The organism is Granulicella mallensis MP5ACTX8 (genome assembly GCF_000178955.2).
Lineage (GTDB): Bacteria > Acidobacteriota > Terriglobia > Terriglobales > Acidobacteriaceae > Granulicella > Granulicella mallensis.
Genome location: NC_016631.1, coordinates 4,278,070 through 4,294,855 on the forward strand (window position 1 = coordinate 4,278,070; position 16,786 = coordinate 4,294,855).

Below are 16,786 nucleotides of genomic sequence, written 5' to 3' on the forward strand. Positions count from 1 at the left end.
ACGGCCTTTTCAGGCCGTATCTTCGGTAAATCCAGCGACTCAACGAGAGTAGTTATCACTCCTACTTCGTTGCAACGTTGCTGCCGGAATAGAACACCTGCACGGTAAGAATCTCGTAAGGCTTGATCGGCACCGTCACGACATCTCCCGTGAGTGCCAGATGCGAGCCTTCGACCTTCTCCATCAGGTTGCTCTCCACCGCGTACTGCGCACCGCGCGGCACATGCAGCTTTACCTCGCTCGCCTTCCCTGCCCACTCGTACATGCGGAAGACGAGGGCGTTGGAGTCCTCGGCCTTCTTCACAGCCGTGAGCGTGACGTTGGCGTTCTCCACGGTACCCCAGGAGTGTTCTGTGGGGAGCGTGCCCGTGTGGCTGAAGACCTGCTGAGCCTTAAGCGGGTCGTTCAGCTCAAAGCCGCGATGAACGGTGAGTGCCTGCTTCCAGTCCCCAGCGTGCGGGTAGATCGCGTAGGTAAAGCGCTGGCGGCCACGGTCCGCGTCGGGATCGGGCCAGGTGGCCGAACGCAGCAGTGTGAGGCGCAGCATGTTGTCCACGGCATCGTAGCCATACTTGGAGTCGTTGATCAGCGAGAGCCCCTGGTGTGCGTCGCCGAGATCAGCCCAGCGCATGGCAGGAACTTCAAACCGAGCCTTCTCCCACGAGTTGCTGCGGGTAGTAGGCCGCTCGATGGAGCCATACGGAATCTCGTACGTAGCCTTGGCGCTCGAAGCCGCGAGGGGGAAGGCAGCCTTCAGGAGCACGTGCTGCTCCTGCCAGTCGATGTCATTGGCAACCTCGACCTGATCGGCTCCCGCATCGAGCGAGATGTCCTGCGTAAAGTGCGACTTCTGCCACGTGCGGGTCACCCGGATCGTGTCGCGCAGCGAACCATGCGTGAGCACGGTTACCGCGTCCACCGACGAGATGGGGGTGTAGTGGTCGAAGGTGCCGGGATCGACGTTCCAGGCGTCATACTGCTTCGGAGTGTCCTTGAAGGTCTGCAGCTCGTTGCCGCAGGCCTTCGGTGCGAGGAACTCCGTGTTCGCGGGCAGCGAGACCAGGCTGGTGATGCAGCCTGTCTTGCGGTCGAGAACCAGCTTCAGGTGAGCATTCGAGAGAGTAATCGCGTCGGACTTCTCGTCGAGGCGAAGATCGTTCTCCGCCGAAGCCTTGGCGTTGCCGGTAACAGCTTCAGCGTGCAGGACGGTGTAGCCCAGCGAGGGCACATCCTTGACGCGAGCGATCAGAGTGAACTGGTGCGTCGCGGCATCCTGGGAGACGACCTGCGAAGGAACCGGCTGGCCGTGAGCATCGAGCAGGCGAACGGACTTCGCGTCCTCGGGCAGCTGCACGTTGAGGTTGACGGTCTCACTGCGAGGCCAGGCCATCGCATTGAAGACCATGACCGGAACACCTGTGCTGACGTGGGTATCGACCGTGGCGCTGAGCGTGTTGATCGCAGCATCGCTGATCTCGCGGTCGGAGTGGAAGACCTCGGTATAGTCGCGCTGCGCATCCTTGTAGATGATGCCGATGCCCGATCCCGCGGCGAGATCATGGAACTGGTTGAAGGTGATCTTCTTCCAGTCTTCCGTAAGCTCGGCGGCAGGATAGGTCTTGCCATCCAGCCACGCGAACGACGCGAGCTTCTCGGCATCGAGAGTCGCGACTTCGCTGTTCCTCATATTGGCCTTGTGCTGGGCCTGGGTCGTGAAGACGCCGCGATGGAACTCAAGGTAGAGCTCATCCTTCCAGGTGGGCAGACCAACCGCACCGGCAGCAGAGGCCGGAGGAGCGGTGTAGCCCTTGGCAAGGCTGTCGTAGTTCCAGGTGGGAGAATCGGGATTCAGGTTGTGCTCGACGTCGTCGAAGTACTTCTGCGCGGTGCTGTAGTGCATCGCCGGCACAGCGTCGGTCTTCCCCTTCTCGATCCAGTGATCGGCCTGTTCAAGCATGGCGCGTGTCGGTCCGCCGCCGTGATCTCCGATGCCATAAAGGTCGAGCATCTCAGAGGTGCCAGGGTTGCGCTGGGCGGATTCGGCAAAGTCAGCCGAGATGCGTGTGGGGTTTACGTTGTCGTGAACGTAGTCGGTGGGGAAGTACGTCAGGACCTTGCTGCCATCGGGCGACTCCCACCAGAAGATGCGGAACGGAAGCTGGTTGGTATCGTTCCAGTGCATCTTCTGCGTGACAAAGTAATCCAGGCCGGAGCGCTTGTAGATCTGCGGCAGCTGCCAGTTGTAGCCGAAAGAATCGGGATTCCAGCCGATGCGTGCGGTCACGCCATACTGCTCCTGGAAGTAGCGCTGGCCGACAAGCAGCTGGCGAACCAGCGACTCTCCATCCGGCATGTTGAGGTCAGGCTCGATCCACATGCCGCCGACGATCTCCCAGCGTCCCTCTTTGACGCGCTGCTTGATCTGCGCATTGATGTCGGGATACTTCTCCGCCATCCACTCGGTGTACTGCGCAGCCGACTGGCTGTAGGTGTAATCGGGATACTCGTTCATCAACTGCAGCGCAGTGGAGAACGTACGCTTCACGGCATCGACCGTCTCGCTGCGAGGCCAGAGCCACGCGGCATCGATGTGCGCGTTGCCGGCGAGATCGACCTTCGCCTCCGAAAGCATCGGATGCAGTTCGCTCAGAATGCCCTGGGCCTTGCGCAGCGAAGCATCGAAGGCGGTCTGATCGGCGGCCGCAAGGGCCTTCATGTCGATCGCCTCAACGGCGGCCTCGACCTTGGGCAGCAGGTCCGGGCGGGGGGTCTTGAGCTGCGGCAGTAAATTGGCGGCAGCGATGCACTGCACGCGAATATCGTCTGGATCGGGGCGCTGGCCCGAGGAACTGGGCTCAATGCGCAGGGTCACGCCGCGGAAAGTCTTGTCGTCCACGGTGTGGAGAAGCTTCACCGCGACGAGGATCTTGTCGCCCGGCTTGGCAGGTTCAAAGAGGACGATAGGCTCGAGATCATCGCCAAGCGCGACACGCTTGCCGTTGAAGTAGATGATCTGGGGCATGGGACCGTTGGCGTCTGCCTGGAACTGGAACCAGACACGTGCGCCGGTAATGTCATACCCGTTGAGGGTCTTGGGAATCTCGATCTCCCGGCGATACCAGACCGCGTCCTTGGGGGCCTTGCTGTGACCGTGAACCAGAGGCCAGGAGGAGTCGTCGAGCGCCGGAGACTCGCCGTGCGGGAGGTCACCGGCATGGAAATGCCAGTCTGCCGCAGGCAGTGCGTCCAGGGTTTCAAGGGTGTGCAGCTTGGCAACGGCACCAGGCGACAGGTTCTTCAGCTCCCGAACCGGAGTGAAGGACTGGGCTGGAAGCAGCGCGGCGGAAAGCAGAACGGCGAGCGGAAAAACACAAAGACGCATGGGGGGAGAGTAGCAAATGGGAACGATCTTCACAAAGTCCCCCACCCACCGGCCCGAAGTGTCTTCCCTGCCGCGCTGGGTATACACTTCCTATTCGCATCTCGTTTCAGGCCTGCCGGACAATATTGGCGGGCCTGATTGCTTGAATTCGAGTGGAGCAGAGACATGGCTGTGAAGCAGGAAGAGCTACAGAAAAAATCTGAAGGGCACGCGAACGTTCCCGTCACGCTGCATGGCCGGGAGCTGGTTCCGAACCAGCGCATTCCGCTGAACCTGGACTGGGTCGAGGAGGTGCGGGTCAACACCAGCGCCGTCGAACGGCGTGCAGCGACCATTCCGGCCCGGCGCTCGGTCAAAAAGGACTGGCAGGCCGCATGGCTGCTGCGCGCCATCGCCTGCATGGACCTGACGACGCTCAGCGGCGACGACAGCGCGGAGAGGGTCAAACGGCTCTGCGCCAAGGCCCGGCGGCCCCTGCAGGACCACCTGGTGAAGGCGCTCGGCATTGAGGAGCTACACCTGACCACGGGCGCTGTCTGCGTATACCACGCGTTCGTCGAGACGGCCGTCAAGGCGCTCGAAGGCACGAACATTCCCGTCGCCGCCGTATCGACCGGCTTTCCCGCCGGACTTTCACCGCTGGCCGAGCGCGTCGAGGAGATTCGGCGCAGTGTCGAAGCGGGCGCCAGCGAAATCGACATCGTTATCACGCGGGCCCATGTCTTCAACGGCGAATGGAACGCGCTGTACGACGAGGTCGCGGCGTTCAAGGAGGCCTGTGGACAGGCCCACATGAAGGCGATCCTCGGCACCGGCGATCTACTGACCCTGCGCAACGTCGCGCGCGCAAGCTGGGTTGCGATGATGGCAGGCGCGGACTTCATCAAGACCTCCACCGGCAAGGAAGCCGTGAATGCTACCCTCCCCGTCTCGCTCGTGATGGTGCGGGCGATCCGCGATTACGCCGAACGCACCGGCATGGCCGTCGGTTTCAAGCCGGCAGGCGGCATCAAGACCGCCAAACAGGCCCTGGACTGGATGGCGACCATGAAGGACGAACTGGGCAGACCGTGGCTTGAGCCGACGCTGTTCCGTTATGGCGCGAGTTCGATGCTTGGGGATATCGAACGGCAGTTGGAGCACCACGTGAACGGCCGGTACTCGGCAGCGTATCGGCATCCGATTGCGTAAAGGCCCTCGACTGCGCAAGTTGTTTCGTTAAGGGCACGGCTTCAGCCGTGCCGTTCAGGTCAGGCAAGGGATGGGCTTTAGCCCCTGAGGGACCATTTCCTCAACCGCCTCAGCCGCAAGGAGAGATCAGCATGGCAAGCAGCATTGTGGAGAAGTTCTACAGCATGGAATACGGTCCGGCGCCCGAAGACGCGAGCGAAGTCAACAAGTGGCTCGACGCCCACAAGCGCAGCTTCGGGCACTACATCGACGGCGCATGGACGCAGGTCAGCGGCTCCAGCTTCGAGACCAGGAACCCCGCGACCGGCGAGGTGCTGGCGAAGATCGCGACCGCCGATGCCAGCGACGTAGACCGCGCCGTAAAGGCCGCTCGCGCCGCCCTGCCAGCCTGGCAGGCGCTCACGGGCCATCAGCGCGCTCGCTATCTCTACGCGTTTGCACGGCAGGTGCAGAAGCACGCGCGCAGGCTCGCCGTGCTGGAGACACTGGACAACGGCAAGTCGATCCGCGAGTCGCGTGACATCGATATCCCGCTGGTCGCCCGGCACTTCTACCATCACGCAGGCTGGGCACAGTTGCTCGACGAGGAGTTCCCCGGCTACACAAGCGTAGGCGTCGTCGGCCAGATCATCCCCTGGAACTTCCCGCTGCTGATGTTCGCGTGGAAGGTCGCACCGGCACTGGCCGCAGGCAACACCGTCGTCATCAAACCGGCCGAGTTCACCCCGCTCAGCGCGCTGGCCTTGGCTGAGATCGCTCAGGAGATCGGCCTGCCCAAGGGCGTGCTGAACGTCATCAACGGCGACGGCAAAACCGGCGCAGCCATCGTCGAGCACACCGACATCGACAAGATCGCCTTCACCGGATCGACCGAGGTCGGCCGCATTATCCGCAAGGCCACGGCAAAGACCAGCAAGAAGCTGAGCCTCGAACTTGGCGGCAAGAGCCCGTTCATCGTCTTCGACGATGCCGATCTCGACTCCACAGTCGAAGGTCTCGTCGATGGCATCTGGTTCAACCAGGGACAAGTCTGCTGCGCGGGCTCGCGGCTGCTGGTGCAGGAGCGCGTCGCCGAAAAGCTCTACGACAAGATCCGCTCCCGCATGGAGACCCTGCGCGTCGGCTCGCCACTGGACAAAGCCATCGACATTGGCGCCATCGTCGACCAGATCCAGTACGACCGCATCAAGGGCCTCGTCGAGACGGGCGTGAAAGAAGGTGCCACCTGCTGGCAGCCTGAGGTCACGATGCCGGAGAAGGGCCTGTTCTTCAAGCCGACGCTCCTGACCAACGTGCACCCCGCTTCGACCGTGGCCCAGGAGGAGATCTTTGGCCCGGTACTCGTCTCCATGACCTTCCGCACTCCTGCAGAGGCCGTGGAGCTCGCCAACAACACCACCTATGGCCTGGCCGCGTGCGTTTGGAGCGAGAACATCAACGTCGCGCTCGACGTGGCCGCGCAGGTAAAGGCCGGCGTGGTCTGGGTGAACGCGACCAACCTCTTCGACGCGGCATGTGGCTTTGGCGGCTATCGTGAGAGCGGCTATGGCCGCGAGGGCGGCAAGGAAGGCATGTACGAGTACCTCGTCCCCGTGCACGCCGAACGCAAGACCGCCGCGAAGACGCTGCCGGAGCCAGTGATCGACCAGCCGGAGGGCTTCGATGAAGAACGCAGCGCGGCTGTCGAGTTCGGCATCGACCGCACGGTGAAGCTGTACATCGGCGGCAAGCAGGCGCGGCCGGACTCCGGCTACAGCTATCCCGTCTATGACCGCAACGGCCAGCTTGTCGGCGAGGCCCCGCTAGGCAATCGCAAGGACATCCGCAACGCCGTCGAAGCCGCACGCAATATCTCGGCAAAGTGGGCAAAGACCACCGCCCATGGCCGCGCGCAGATCCTCTACTACATCGCCGAGAACATGGTGCAACGCCGCGCGGAGATCGTCGCCAAGCTAGCCGCGTTCGTCGGCCCGGAACAGGCAGCGATTGAACTCGACTACGGCGTGGAACGCACCTTCGCCTATGCCGCGTGGGCCGACAAATTCGAAGGCTCCGTACACAATCCACCCATGCGGATGGTGACGCTCGCCATGAAGGAGGCCATCGGCACGGTAGGAATCCTCTGCCCCGACGACGCGCCGCTGCTCGGCTTCCTCTCGCTCGTGCTTCCCGCCATCGCCATGGGCAACGCCGTCGTTGCCGTGCCGAGCGAGCGCTGCGCCACGCTGATGAGCGACCTGTACCAGGTCTTCGACACCAGCGACCTGCCCGGAGGAGTCGTCAACATCGTCGCGGGCAAAGCCAGCGAACTAGGCAAGACGCTGGCCGAGCACGACGACATCGACGCCATCTGGAGCTTCCGCGATGAGGCCGCAAGCGCGATGGTGAAGCTAGGCTCCATCGGCAATCTCAAGCAGGTGTGGACCAACGAAGGCCGCAGCATCGACTGGTTCGACCCCGCCCAGGCCGAAGGCCGCTACTTCCTGCGCCACGCCACGCAGATCAAGAACATCTGGGTCCCGTACGGGGAATAAACCAGACGCCGGGTCCATCCTCCAAACCGGGTGCCCCATCCCCAAACCGGAGTGTCCCATCCCAAACCGGGTGCCCCATCCTCGACGCGCGGCTTCTTGCGCGGCAGGGTGGGGTATCGTTCGTGGTAGCGAACGACCGCTCTCCTCTATTCGGGCACGGTCGCTGCTACAAGCCAAAGGCGGTCGTGCTTTGCACGATACCCCTGACTTAGAGCCGCAGTAGCCCGCGTCATGTCTACCCCCCACCCTGACGCGCAAAAAGCCACGCGTCGAGGATGGGGCCCCCGATTCTGCACTACCCCACCGCCGACAGCACCCCAAAGCTAACCCCGGTAAGCCGCTCAGACTCCGCCCACAGACGCTTCGCCACAGCCACATCCTTCGCCGCCTTCGCAATCGGCACAGGCACCGGATGCCCTTTCATCTCCGAGAAGCGATCGGGCCCGTAATACCCACCCGGCGTAGCCTCCCGAGCGACAGCCGCAAAGAGCGTAGGCAGCGCACCATGCGCGGAGTCCTGCGACGCAATCGGCTTGAGAACTGCAGAAAGTATCCGCATGACAAGACCGCTTGAGTCGCCCGGCCCGCTCGTCTGCAGGTTTGTAATGGCATACCCCGGATGGGCGGCCGTGCTGAGGATCGGCGAACCGATCGCCGTAAGCCGCCGCTGGAGTTCAAGTGCAAAAACCGAGTCCGCCAACTTGGACTGACCATAGGCCTGAAGCATCGGCTTGTAGACCCGTTCACCCTGCAGGTTGCTGAAGTCGATCTTGCCCCACTTGCTGGCGGAGCTGGAGACGGTAACCACCCGTGAGCCGGGCTGCGGCTTGATCGACAGCAGCAGCAACGCCGTCAGCGCGAAGGGCCCCAGATAGTTCGTACCGAACTGGCGCTCAAACCCGTCAACGGTCAACTCACGCGTGGGCAACCCCATCACCCCGGCGTTGTTGATCAACAGATCGAGCGACGCTCCCGGAAAGCGCTCGACATAGCGCCCCGCAAACGCCCGCACCGAACTCAGGTCGGCAAGGTCGAGAATCTCAGGGATGAGCTTCGCCTGCGGCACGATGCGGCGAATGCGCGCAATGGCATCCTCGGCCTTGGCCTGTGTGCGGGCGGGTAGAACGATCTCCGCCCCGTTGCGGGCGAGCTCCAGCGCCGCCTCCCAGCCGATGCCGCTGTTCGCTCCTGTAATCACAACCCGTCTTCCCTGCTGCGAGCCAACCTTGTCTGCCGTCCATGGGGTGTTCCGTTTCGTCGTCATAAATGCAGTATTCTTGCATTAGTATCTTTTGGCAATAAGGCACCTTTCTTGCGCGTACTTACCTCGAGGTAACAAATGAAGAAAACCACAAAAACAAAATGGGACGAGGCAGCGGCACTCTGCGACGGGCTCTCCGAGGACCAGGACGCTCTGACGCGCGAGATCATAACCGGCCTCGCCGACAAGTGGACGCTGTGGGTGATGAGCGTACTGGCGGAGGCCGGCGAGCCGCTGCGCTTCTCACGCGTGCTGGAGCAGGTAGAGGGCATCAGCCAGAAGTCGCTGACCAAGACGCTGCGACAGCTCGAACGCGATGGCCTGGTAACGCGAAAGATGTTCGCCGAGGTACCCCCACGCGTCGAGTACGCCATCACGCCGATTGGTATCGAGATGCTGGACCACGTCGAGCCGCTATGGAGTTGGGTAGCAAAGAGTGTGGGAAGGTTTCAGGAAGCTCGAACAAAGTTTGACGAGCGCTAGAACAACTTTTCTTTAAATGAAATGAAGAGTGAAGCCGCAATACCTGAAGGCCGTTCTCCCCCCAAAAACAGCACTTCGCGCCCAATTCGGCCTCCCGGCAACAAAAGACTTGCTCTGGTAGCTGGTAACATTTCCCCCACATGAGAGTTTTGGTAATCGACATAGGCGGCACAAACGTAAAGGTGGCATCCACCGACACCCCGGTCCCCATCAAGATCCCCTCCGGGCCAACGATGACAGCAAAGAGCATGTGCACCCAGGTGCTCGCCGCGACCAAAGGCTGGCGCTATGACCGCATCTCCATCGGCTACCCCGGCCCCGTAGTGAACCATCGCCCTATCGCCGAACCGCACAATCTTGGCGAGGGATGGGTAGGCTTCGACTACGACAAGGCCTTCGGCAAACCGCTCCGCTTTATCAACGACGCAGCGATGCAGGCTCTGGGTGGCTACAAGAGTGGACGCATGCTGTTTCTCGGCACCGGAACAGGGCTAGGGTCGGCGATGATTCTGGACGGCGTCGTCGTGCCGCTGGAACTGGCCCATCTCCCCTACAAAAAAGGCCACACCTACGAGGAGTACATCGGCGCAGCTGGCCTGGAGCATCGCGGCAAAAAGCGCTGGCGCAGATCGGTGCTCGACATCATCGAGCTCCTGCAAAAGGCCATGGTCTGCGATAACGTCCTGTTAGGCGGCGGCAACGCGAAGCTCATGAAGAAGCTTCCGCCGCATATCGTAGTGGGCTCCAACGAAAACGCCGTCAAAGGCGGCTTCAGGCTCTGGGAAGATCTGACATCGAAACAGGCAGCCAAGCTGTAGTTGCTAATGAGACTCACGATGTCCCAGACATCGTCTCGCAACGAAACCCCATCCCACTGTGTCTAAGATCTAGGTACAGCGCCCGTGCGCTTAAAGGAGCACCAGTTCCGTGGGACATCTCTACAACAATATTCTCGAAACAGTCGGCCACACCCCGGTTGTACGAATCAACAAACTCGCGCCGCCGGATATCAATCTTTACGTCAAGGTCGAAGCCTTCAACCCACTCGGTTCCGTAAAGGATCGCCTGGCCCTCGGCGTGATCGAAGATGCCGAGCGTCGCGGAGAACTGAAGCCAGGACAGACCGTCATTGAGTCGACCAGCGGCAACACCGGCATCGGACTCGCCATGGTCTGCGCGCAGAAAGGCTACCCGCTCGTCCTCGTGCTCGGTGAAAACTTCAGCGTCGAGCGCCGAAAACTCATGCGTTTCCTTGGCGCAAAGGTCATTCTCACACCCGCTTCGGGCCGCGCCACCGGCGCAGGAGAGAAAGCAAAGGAACTCGCCGAAAAGCACGGCTGGTTTATGACCCGCCAGTTCGATAACGAAGCCAACGCTGAGATGCACGAGCGTACCACCGCCGTAGAAATCCTCGAAGACTTCGACGGGGAACGTCTCGACTACTTTGTCACAGGCTATGGAACGGGCGGCACCCTCAACGGCATCGGCCGCGTGCTCGCAAAGCAACGCCCTGAGACGCAGGTCATCGTCGCTGAACCCGAGGAAGCTCCCATGCTCTCCAGCGGACTCCCGCAGGAGCGAGACGCCGAAGGGATCGCATCGGCAGCTCACCCCTCGTGGAACCCACATCCCTTCCAGGGCTGGAATCCCAACTTTCTCTCCAGACTCATGGGTGAGGCACAAGACATGAACTTCATTCGTGAAGTTGTCCTGGTACCCGGCGCTGAAGCGATGAAGCGGAGCCGCGAACTCGCTACGCAGGAAGGCATCTTCGTCGGCATCTCTTCCGGTGGAACTTTCGCCGCAGCCCTGCGCATTGCGGAAAAGGCACCGAAGGGATCTACGATCCTCTGCATGCTGCCCGATACCGGTGAACGCTACCTCAGCACACCGCTCTTCGCGGACATTTCGGTCGATATGACGGAAGAAGAGATCGCTATTGCGCACAGCACACCAAGCTTCTGGCTACCTGCTGCCAAATAAAACAGCCCGCCACTATACGAAGACCACGAAGGGCTGCCTCACGGCAGCCCTTCGTGTGTTTGCATTCAGCTGCGAGACACGAGTTACGAGTCTATTTCTCAGGCAGACGCGCTGCGGCCGGGAGTTCCGCGGCATCCGGCCCGTGGAGGTATTCAGGATGCTGATCCTTGCCCAGCAGGGAGGCGATCTTTGAGGCGTACTCGGCATCGGCCTTCTTGAAGTGCGAGAGCTGCAGCTTCTGGATACGCAGCGGCGTCTGGCCCAGCGAGTCCGCAATGGCCTTCGCCGTACGGTTCTTCTGGCCTTCGTCGAACAACCGCCATAGATCTCCCGCCTGCGTGTAGTCGTCGTTGTTCTCGCGGTGGTCGTAGCGAGCGATCTTCTCCAACGTGGTGCTGGTGGTGTAGGGACGCTCGGTGTACCTGGGATCCTGGGCGGGGCCGCCGAAGCTGTTGGGCTCGTAGTTCGGCAGCGAGCCATAGTTGCCGTCGAAGCGCATCGCGCCGTCGCGGTTGTAGTTGGCGCCAGCGTTCTTGCGTGCGTTGATCGGCAGCAGGTCGTAGTTCGTGCCGATGCGGTAACGATGCGCGTCCGGGTAGCTGAGCAAGCGGCCCTGCAACATCTTGTCCGGCGAGTAGCCCATGCCCGGCACGATGTTCGACGGGTTGAAGGCAGCCTGCTCGGTCTCGGCAAAGTAGTTATCCGGCATGCGATCGAGCGTCATTACGCCAACGTCGATCACCGGATAGTCTGCGTGCGGCCAGACCTTGGTGAGATCGAACGGGTTGTACTTGAACTTGTCGATCTCGCTCTCCGGCATTACCTGGATCTGCACGCGCCACGACGGAAACTCACCGCGCTCGATGGCATGGTGCAGGTCGCGCTGAGAATAGTCAGGATCAGCGCCGGCAAGCTTCTCGGCTTCTTCGACCGGCAGGTTCTTGATGCCCTGGTTGGTCTTGAAGTGCCACTTGACGTAATGCAACTCACCCGCCGCATTGATCAGCGAGAAGGTGTGCGACGAGTAGCCGTTCATGTGGCGATAGCCATCGGGAATGCCGCGGTCGGAGAACAGGATCGTAACCTGGTGCAGGCTCTCGGGAGACAGGCTCCAGAAGTCCCACATCATCGTGGCGGACTTCAGGTTCGAGCCCGGCTCACGCTTCTGCGTATGGATGAAGTCACCGAACTTGAGAGGATCGCGGATGAAGAACACAGGCGTGTTGTTGCCGACCATGTCCCAGTTCCCTTCCTCGGTATAGAACTTGATCGCAAAGCCGCGCGGGTCGCGAGCCGTATCGGCCGAGCCCTTTTCGCCGCCCACAGTAGAGAAGCGGATGAACATCGGGCAGGTATTGCCGACCTTCGAGAAGAGTTTAGCGGAGGTGTACTTCGTGATGTCGTGCGTCACGACGAAGTTACCGTGCGCGCCGGAACCCTTGGCATGGACCACGCGCTCGGGAATGCGTTCGCGGTTGAACTGCGCCATCTTCTCGAAGAGTTGGAAGTCGTCAAGTGTGATGGGCCCACGCCGGCCGGCGGTGACAGAGTTCTGATTGTCTCCGACGGGACGGCCCTGGTTCGTGGTAAGTGCCTGGGTACTGGGCTTCGGGCTGCTGCCGTTGGTGCTGTTCTTGTCTGCCATGTTTGCTCTCCCGGTTAACTCGTAGTCCATTGGACGCTACGGCCCCAAAGGCGTTGCCTCTGAATGGACACGGCCTCCAGCAATCACGGCATGACCAAAGAATTACGCAACAGGCTGAACTTGAAGAAGTTCCAACGCACCGCGAGCCGTAAGCTCAGAAGCAACAGCAGATCCGAGTTCGCAGGCTGGTGTGCCAAACGGAACTTTCTGCACGACATGCGCCACCTGCTCTCCGTCGGGAGAAACAACCATCGCATGCAGGTGCCACTGGTCATCCACGGCATGACAGAAGGCGCCCAGCGGAAGCTGGCAGCCTCCCCCCAGAACGGCGAGCACTGTACGCTCGGCCTGAACGGCATATTCTGTCGCGGAATCGTTGAGCTCACGAATAGCCGCATAGATGGCTGGATCGCGGCTGGAATCTTCGGTATCCAGCGGGTGAAGCGGACATCGAGTCTCGAGCGCAAGCGCTCCCTGACCGGGTGCGGGGGTCAATTCGTCGATCGAGAAGCGCTGATGGACGTTTTCTGCACGGCCAATGCGGTCGAGCCCGGCGCTGGCGAGGACCAGCGCGTCGGCCTGGCCTTCGCTCCACTTGCGCAGGCGCGTATCGATATTGCCGCGCATCTCGACGAACTCCAGATCGGGACGCAGGGCCAGCAGCATCGCCTGGCGACGCGGGCTGGTCGTGCCGATGCGTGCCCCTGAGGGCAGCATGTGCAAGCCCCAGTAGCTCTCACAAACGAAGGCGTCGCGGGCGTCGGCGCGCACGGGAATCGCCGCCAGGGTAAAGCGCGGGTCGAGCGTGGTGGGAAGATCCTTGAGCGAATGGACGGCGAGATCGATCTTGCCCACGGCAAGCGTGTCTTCGATCTCCTTGATGAAGATGCCCTTGGCGTCGAGCGAGGTGCCGTCGGGAAAGGTGGCCGGAGCAACGAAGCCGGGGTCCTGCATGCGATCCCCAACCGTGCGGATGACTTCGATCTCAACCGCGTGGCCGCGTTCACGAAGCTGCGCGGCGATATGGTTTGCCTGCCAGAGCGCGAGCTGAGAGCCGCGCGAGCCTATTCGAATGGTGGGTATAGTCACAGGTCTAGGATACGCCGCATCAGTGCAGTGGAATACGATACATACATGCGTGTAATTCTTTTCGGCGGTACCGGCATGGTGGGTCAGGGCGTTTTGCGACAGTGCATCGAGGATGCCGAAGTCGAACGCGTACTGCTTGTGGTGCGCAAGACTACAGGCCTGGCCTCAGGCAAGGTCGAGGAACTGGTACACAACAACTTCTTCGACTGGACCGGCGCTGAAGAGCATTTCGACGGCTACGACACCTGCTTCTTCTGCCTGGGAGTTTCATCCGTTGGCATGAGCGCGGCCAGCTACAGCCGAATTACGTACGATCTCACACTAAGTGTCGCGGAGATGCTGATCTCACGCGGGAGCCTGAAGACCTTCGTCTACGTCTCAGGCTCAGGTACCGACAGCACGGAGAAGGGCCGCAGCATGTGGGCCCGCGTAAAAGGCGCCACCGAAAACGCCCTGATGCGTCTCCCCTTGCCGAACGTCTTCTGCTTCCGTCCGGGATATATCCAGCCCCTGCACGGCATCCGCTCGAAGGTCGGCTGGTACAACGCGATCTATACGACGCTGTCGTGGACCTATCCCCTGCTGCGGCGCGTCGCTGCAGGCCTGGTGACGAGCACCGAAGAACTCGGCTGCGCCATGATCGGAGTGGCTCGGAGCGGATACCCGAAAAAGATATTGGAAACGCGGGATATTCAGGCGGCTGCGCTGCAGAGATAAGCGCTCAAGCTACTCGTCGGACTCAGAAGCATTCGCTGCTCCACGCAGCGCCGCGATCTGCGGATGCAGCAGCTTAGCAGTCAGCGACTTCGTCAACGCCTCAATCGCAGCCTGCTGCTCCGGCGTAAGCGGCTGCGGCGACAATCGTTGTGCCGTGCGCGCAAGTTCCTGCTGGCGTAGCGCTTCAGCTTCAAGCATGAGCTGCTTGATCGCCTGAGCCGCGGGCGCCTGGGCGAGACGCTCTCCATAAAGCTCAACCTCACGGCTCACAATAGACTCTGCAGCCTCGGCCTCGCGACTGCGGACAGCCTGGTTCTGCGCGGCCACCTGCTGCAAGTCGTCCATGTCGTAGACGAAGCAGCCTTCGAGCTTGTTGATCTCCGGCGCAACGTCGCGTGGCACAGCAATATCGATAAAGAACACAGGCCGATTGCGGCGGCGTTGCAGCAGCGCCCGCGCCCGGTCCGGAGTAAAGACATGCCCTGCACCCGTGCTCGTAATCACAATATCGGCGCGGTGCGATTGCTCGTGGAGCTGCTCGAACGGAATCACCCCGGTTGTAATCGAAGGCGTACGCAACGAGTCGGCGATCTTCTCAGCCCGGGCCTCGGTGCGGTTAGAAACCAGCAGCGTCGTCGCCCCCTGCTGGATCAGGTGCCGCGCGGCAAGATCGCTCATCTTCCCTGCCCCGACGATCAGCACCGTCTTGCCGTTCAGTGAACCGAAGATCTTGCGCGCCAGTTCGGCAGCGACCGACGCAATCGAAACTGTGGAACTTCCGATCTGCGTCTCAGTGCGTACCTTCTTCGCGACAGAAAACGCGCGCTGCAACAGCGGGTCGAGCGTCGAGCGAACCGCTCCGACCTCGCGGGCCACGGTCCACGACTGCTTGACCTGGCCGAGAATCTGCGGCTCCCCTACCACCATCGAGTCCAGCGAGCTGGCCACGCGAAACAGGTGCCGGATCGCCTCGCGCTCGCGGAACTCGTAGACATGCGGCTCGATCTCATTGGCGGGCAGATTGAGGTAGTCGTGCAGAAAACGCAGCATGCCCATAGGCGGCACGGACGACGCCTGGGGAGCATCCTGCACGGTCAACAACTCGACACGATTGCAGGTGGAAAGAATCAGCGCCTCGCGCACGCCGGGCTGATGCGCCAGCGTCCGCGTGGCATCGGCCAACCGCGAAACAGGAATCGCGAGCCGTTCGCGCACATCAAGCGGCGCAGTCGTGTGGTTCACGCCGAGCAGCAAAATGGACCCCGAGTTTGTCTTGAGTTCGCTCATGGGGCCTTAAACCTGTGCACGACAGAGAGCTGGTTGGCCGCCCATACCGCAAGCACCACCAGAAAGACGAAGCTGGAAAGATAGACCGCCCTGCGTCCACGCAGACCGCTATGACGGCGGATGAAGATCATCAGCATGTACGCGATCCACATCGCGAAGGAGAGCAGCACCTTAGGGTCGGCAAAGAACGCGGGGCCGATAGTCTGCAGAGCGATGACCGAACCGATCAGCAAGCCAGCCGTCATGCACGGCAGGCCGAAGAGCAGCGACTTCAGGGCGATCTGGTCGGTGGTTTCAAGCGGCGGCAGCCACGTGCGGGGCTGGCCGGCACGCTTCTGCTTCAACCGGCGCTCCTGGATGAGGTACAGCAGGCTGGCGATCAGGGAGAGAAACAGCGCCGCATACGCCGCCAGCAGCAGCGCCACATGCAGAAACAGCCAGAGGGTGCCGACGAAGGGGTAGGCGATCGTCTCGTGTCCGGGCCGGAAGGCGGGAACGATCGTCAGCAGCACCGCAATCGGCAGCAGGAAAATACCGAAGGAGACCGTCCGGTACTTTGCGGCCAGTACCAGGAACGCGCCTGCCAGCAGCAAACCGAGCATCGAAAGCGTCTCATGGGTGTCGACCGGCAGGGCGCGGTGCGCGGCGTAGAGGATCTCCACAAGGGCTACAAAATGGAAGAAAACTCCGGCAAGTGCCGCAGGGAGAGCAACATGCCGCCAGCGCGGACGGCTATAGAGGGCCGCAGGCAGCACCGCGAGCGCGGCAATGCCGTAGAGAAGAACCGCGACTCGGAGCCAGAGAAGGGACATTCGACCATGCACGGCGAAGGATTCGCCACAATGATCCAGTATAGCTGGCAGGAACGCGTCCTATGTCTTCGTTTGGTCTTTCAGTGTCATCCTGCGCTCATGGGCAGGAATCGAGCGGAGCCCGTTCAGCCGTTCGATCGGCTGTTGTCGTACGCCACGCTCTGGTCCAGATAGGACTGCAGCTTACCTTCAATGAGGCTGAGCGGCAGCAGGCTCGGGCGGTCGATGATCTCGATGGTCAGCATGCCGTCGGCATGGGCGTACCTCGCAGTAATGCCGTCTTTGGTGAGAGTGCCGGACGTTCCCGTCAGCTCAATGTCGTTATCACGGAGGCGTACGGTGGCGGCGGCATATTGTGCGTCGGACATGGGAATCTGGATCATTCTTGCCAGTGTAGACGCA

The 16,786-nt window shown here is 61.5% G+C and carries 13 protein-coding genes; 6 read left to right on the forward strand and 7 right to left on the reverse strand.

The window, feature by feature from the left end; translation table 11 throughout:
• Nucleotides 1-61: 61 nt before the first annotated feature.
• The gene (locus ACIX8_RS16840; protein WP_223295362.1) at nucleotides 62-3,469 is read right to left on the reverse strand and encodes an alpha-mannosidase; all 3,408 of its coding nucleotides are present in this window, start codon (nucleotides 3,467-3,469) and stop codon (nucleotides 62-64) included.
• A 78-nt stretch (nucleotides 3,470-3,547) separates the two neighbouring features.
• On the opposite strand from ACIX8_RS16840, the gene deoC reads away from it, so the two are divergent.
• Both deoC and ACIX8_RS16850 read left to right on the forward strand, forming a co-directional pair.
• Nucleotides 3,548-4,573, forward strand: coding sequence for a deoxyribose-phosphate aldolase (gene deoC / locus ACIX8_RS16845; RefSeq protein ID WP_014266579.1), 1,026 nt, complete (start codon nucleotides 3,548-3,550; stop codon nucleotides 4,571-4,573).
• 131 nt (nucleotides 4,574-4,704) lie between these two features.
• On the forward strand, nucleotides 4,705-7,107 hold the full coding sequence (locus ACIX8_RS16850; RefSeq protein ID WP_014266580.1) for an aldehyde dehydrogenase family protein: 2,403 nt from the start codon (nucleotides 4,705-4,707) through the stop codon (nucleotides 7,105-7,107).
• Nucleotides 7,108-7,402: 295 nt separating this feature from the next.
• On the opposite strand, the gene ACIX8_RS16855 is transcribed toward ACIX8_RS16850, so the two are convergent.
• On the reverse strand, nucleotides 7,403-8,371 hold the full coding sequence (locus tag ACIX8_RS16855; RefSeq protein WP_014266581.1) for an oxidoreductase: 969 nt from the start codon (nucleotides 8,369-8,371) through the stop codon (nucleotides 7,403-7,405).
• A 75-nt stretch (nucleotides 8,372-8,446) separates the two neighbouring features.
• Between ACIX8_RS16855 and ACIX8_RS16860 the strand changes: the two genes are divergently transcribed.
• The 3 genes from ACIX8_RS16860 (at nucleotide 8,447) to cysK (ending at nucleotide 10,834) form a co-directional block, all read left to right on the forward strand.
• Nucleotides 8,447-8,851 carry a winged helix-turn-helix transcriptional regulator gene (locus ACIX8_RS16860; RefSeq protein ID WP_014266582.1) on the forward strand — a complete coding sequence of 135 codons (405 nt, stop codon included), beginning with the start codon at nucleotides 8,447-8,449 and terminating at the stop codon, nucleotides 8,849-8,851.
• A gap of 140 nt (nucleotides 8,852-8,991) precedes the next feature.
• A complete protein-coding gene (locus ACIX8_RS16865; protein WP_014266583.1) occupies nucleotides 8,992-9,669 on the forward strand; it encodes an ROK family protein in 678 nt (225 codons plus the stop codon).
• A gap of 109 nt (nucleotides 9,670-9,778) precedes the next feature.
• Nucleotides 9,779-10,834: a cysteine synthase A gene (gene cysK, locus ACIX8_RS16870; protein ID WP_014266584.1), complete on the forward strand. Its 1,056-nt coding sequence runs from the start codon at nucleotides 9,779-9,781 to the stop codon at nucleotides 10,832-10,834.
• A gap of 91 nt (nucleotides 10,835-10,925) precedes the next feature.
• Here the strand turns inward: cysK and ACIX8_RS16875 are convergent, their stop codons facing one another.
• Entirely contained in the window at nucleotides 10,926-12,479 is a 1,554-nt protein-coding gene (locus ACIX8_RS16875) for a catalase (protein WP_014266585.1), read from the reverse strand.
• A 102-nt stretch (nucleotides 12,480-12,581) separates the two neighbouring features.
• Nucleotides 12,582-13,568, reverse strand: a complete 987-nt coding sequence (gene hemC / locus ACIX8_RS16880) for a hydroxymethylbilane synthase (protein ID WP_014266586.1) — start codon at nucleotides 13,566-13,568, stop codon at nucleotides 12,582-12,584.
• Between the two features lie 45 nt (nucleotides 13,569-13,613).
• Between hemC and ACIX8_RS16885 the strand changes: the two genes are divergently transcribed.
• Entirely contained in the window at nucleotides 13,614-14,285 is a 672-nt protein-coding gene (locus ACIX8_RS16885; protein WP_014266587.1) for an NAD-dependent epimerase/dehydratase family protein, read from the forward strand.
• Between the two features lie 9 nt (nucleotides 14,286-14,294).
• Here the strand turns inward: ACIX8_RS16885 and hemA are convergent, their stop codons facing one another.
• From hemA to ACIX8_RS16900, 3 genes are all read right to left on the reverse strand, one after another.
• Nucleotides 14,295-15,572 (reverse strand): glutamyl-tRNA reductase, encoded by a 1,278-nt coding sequence (gene hemA / locus ACIX8_RS16890; RefSeq protein WP_014266588.1) that lies wholly within the window; start codon nucleotides 15,570-15,572, stop codon nucleotides 14,295-14,297.
• Nucleotides 15,569-16,384 carry a cytochrome c biogenesis protein CcsA gene (gene ccsA / locus ACIX8_RS16895; RefSeq protein ID WP_014266589.1) on the reverse strand — a complete coding sequence of 272 codons (816 nt, stop codon included), beginning with the start codon at nucleotides 16,382-16,384 and terminating at the stop codon, nucleotides 15,569-15,571. Before ccsA ends, hemA begins: the two co-directional genes overlap by 4 nt.
• A gap of 125 nt (nucleotides 16,385-16,509) precedes the next feature.
• Entirely contained in the window at nucleotides 16,510-16,752 is a 243-nt protein-coding gene (locus ACIX8_RS16900) for a hypothetical protein (protein WP_150110642.1), read from the reverse strand.
• Nucleotides 16,753-16,786: the final 34 nt, after the last annotated feature.